General features: G+C 67.3%; 2 protein-coding genes. One reads left to right on the top strand and one right to left on the bottom strand.

Annotated features, from left to right (window positions below):
* The first annotated feature begins 661 nt into the window (after nt 1–661).
* A complete protein-coding gene (locus ACIQU6_RS44685) occupies nt 662–856 on the top strand; it encodes a transposase (RefSeq protein WP_403488470.1) in 195 nt (64 codons plus the stop codon).
* Nucleotides 857–1,021: 165 nt separating this feature from the next.
* Here the strand turns inward: ACIQU6_RS44685 and ACIQU6_RS44680 are convergent.
* A partial coding sequence (locus ACIQU6_RS44680) for a transposase (RefSeq protein WP_403488468.1) occupies nt 1,022–1,720 on the bottom strand: 699 nt, incomplete at its 5' end.

Here is a 1,720-nt window from a genome sequence, read left to right as displayed (position 1 = left end):
ACCTGTCGAGAGAAATCGAACAAAAACATCTAAAGATGATTCAATGTGGCCAAGAGGCCGCGCTGCGGACCGCCGACGGTGACGGGGAGGCGATACCACAACGCTGGCCCAGAGGCCTGACAGGCCATCGAGCAGCAGCTCACCGACTGGCTTGCCCGTGCGGCGAGAGGAAACGCCACAGCGGTCAGGAGCGGCTCAGCACCCCCTTGGCTCACATCCTTGAGACAGCCCTCCAGACCTCCCAGACGATCACCTTCGCCCTGCGCAAGCTTCCGGACATCGCCCTGGAACGCCTGCTCCTGGCCAAGCATCTGGTGGACGCGGCCTATCCCACCCCGGCCCGGATCGCCCTCGCCGGAAAGGCCCACAGCGTCACCCTGACCGGCCCGATCTCCACCGCTTCGGGCCGCACCTCACCCCTGCATCCGGCCTTCGCCAAGGCCACCTTCAGTTCGACTGGGACACCCGCCGACTCGCCTGCCCCGCCGGTCACAAGAGCCTGCCCTTCAAGCCGCTGCCCCTCAATCAGCGCCCCTACCTGCAGGCTTCCTTCCCCACCGCTACCTGCCGGGGCTGCCCCAGCGCTCGCGCTGCACCCGTACAGCCGACCAGTCGCGGTCGGTGACCTTGCAACCCACCCGCGAACTCCACGAGATCCAGCTTGGCAACTGGGCCGACCAGCACAGCAAGGAATGAAAAAGACCGCTACGCGATGCACGCGGGCGTCGAGGCCCTCCACTCCCAGGCCGTACGCGCCTTCGGCCTGCGCCACACCCGCTACCGCAGCCTGCTCAAGACCCGCCTGCACACCCAGCTCACCGCCGCGGCCTGCAACCTCGTCCACGTCGCCGACTGATCCACACCCCCACCCCCACCCCCACCCAGCGCCGACCCGCCCGATTCCACGCCCTCTGCCTGACCCTCGAACCCACCTGAAGATCACCAACGGAATCACGGCGTTGGGGGTGTCGGCGCTCACGTAATTGGGCTCTGGCGATGATCACGTGACGCCTGCCCCTGTTCAGGGAGCGAGGAGTATCTGGGCCCTGAGGAGATCGAACTTCGCTCGCCCGTAGCCGTCCCGTTTGAGCCGCCTTACCCGCGTAACGTTGCCCTCTACAGCGCCGGAACTGTGCTCCAGGGTCAGGCCGTTGATGATGGCGGGCAGATCGCGGCGCATGCCGTTGGCAAGGCTGCGCAGCTCGGGCAGGTCGGCCGCGTCCACGGCGTTCAGCCAGGCGGGCAGTTCCTGGCCGCGCCGCTGGCTCATGATCTTCGCGAAGGCGCGGACGTGCTGCTCAAGTCGTTCGAGGTGGACGCAGTGGGCGGTGGCGTTCTTCAGGATCAGCGCGTCGTCCTGGGTCAGCCGGTCAGGGTGGGTGAGCAACGCCTTGCTGATCTTGCGCGGCTTGGGGACGGCCGGGAGGGTGGGGGTCGGCTTGCGTCGGTGCGGGTCCGGCCGGTGGCGGCTTTCCCCGGGCATCCGGAAGGGCTTGAGGTAGCGACGCACCGTCTGGACATCGCCGGTGAAGCCCAGGGTGCGTAGCTCGGTGGTGATGGTCTGGGCGTTCGTCACGCCCTCGTTCCAGCGTTGGTTGACCAGGTCGATGTAGGGGTCGAGCTTGCGGGCTGCCCCGCGATTGATGTTGGGGCGTGTTGGCCTGGGAGTTCGGCTGGTGGGTGATTCAGCAGGCCGTCGCGCGGACGAGCACGAGGTCGG

Origin of the sequence: Streptomyces sp. NPDC090442 (assembly GCF_044769405.1) — a bacterium.
Classification (GTDB): Bacteria; Actinomycetota; Actinomycetes; order Streptomycetales; family Streptomycetaceae; genus Streptomyces.
This window is presented reverse-complemented; position numbering and strand designations above follow the sequence as displayed.